The organism is Streptomyces sp. NPDC059909 (assembly GCF_042730885.1).
Taxonomy (GTDB): Bacteria; Actinomycetota; Actinomycetes; order Streptomycetales; family Streptomycetaceae; genus Streptomyces.
This window is the reverse complement of record NZ_JBHWKX010000270.1, coordinates 520-1057: the sequence shown is the minus strand read 5'-3', so window position 1 is coordinate 1057 and position 538 is coordinate 520. Positions and strand designations below refer to the sequence as shown.

Genomic DNA, 538 nt, shown 5'->3' with positions numbered 1-538 from the left:
GGACTCCCCGCTGGGGCGGGTCTCCGCCACCGCCGAGATCGCGGCAGCCGTCCTGTACCTGGCCTCGCCCGAAGCCGCCTCCGTGGTCGGCGCGGACCTCGTGGTGGATGGAGGCGCCGCCGCCTGAGCCGGTGGGCGGGGCGGGCGGGGACGGCCGTGTGGCCCGCCCCCTTGACCCCAACGGGGCATGAGGGAAATGGCCCCTCTGTGTCATGTGCGGGCACAAGGGCCCTGCCTACGCTGGAGGATCGGCCGGCGGCGTGGGAAGGGGCGGGAGCGGATGGGCGGGATGCGCTCGGGCGGCGTGCAGGACGCCGTGGCGCTCGCGGAGATAGAGCTGTGCGGCGAGCTGATGATCGTCGCGTCGACCGCTGCCGGGGAGCGGCTGAGCTTCGCCGTGATCGATGAGGTGCTGCGGGTGCGGGAGGCCCGGGTGCCGGTCGGCGCGGGGTGCTGGGGCGAGGAGTAGCCGACCCCGTCCCCGGCCCCCGGGGGGTGTCCCGCACCGCCGGAGTGTCAGGTGCGGAGCAGGCGGGCG

At 76.0% G+C, this 538-nt stretch carries 2 protein-coding genes; both read left to right on the top strand.

Translation table 11 applies throughout. The features are described 5' to 3' along the window. Nucleotides 1-127 (top strand): SDR family oxidoreductase (locus ACFV9O_RS40775; RefSeq protein ID WP_385428222.1); only part of this gene is annotated, 127 nt, incomplete at its 5' end. A 153-nt stretch (nucleotides 128-280) separates the two neighbouring features. After that, a complete protein-coding gene (locus ACFV9O_RS40770; RefSeq protein WP_100458220.1) occupies nucleotides 281-469 on the top strand; it encodes a hypothetical protein in 189 nt (62 codons plus the stop codon). Nucleotides 470-538: the final 69 nt, after the last annotated feature.

Coding starts and splice junctions, on each gene's coding strand:
- ACFV9O_RS40770 (WP_100458220.1), top strand. CDS start 281: ATGGGCGGGATGCGCTCGGGCGGCGTGCAGGACGCCGTGGCGCTCGCG.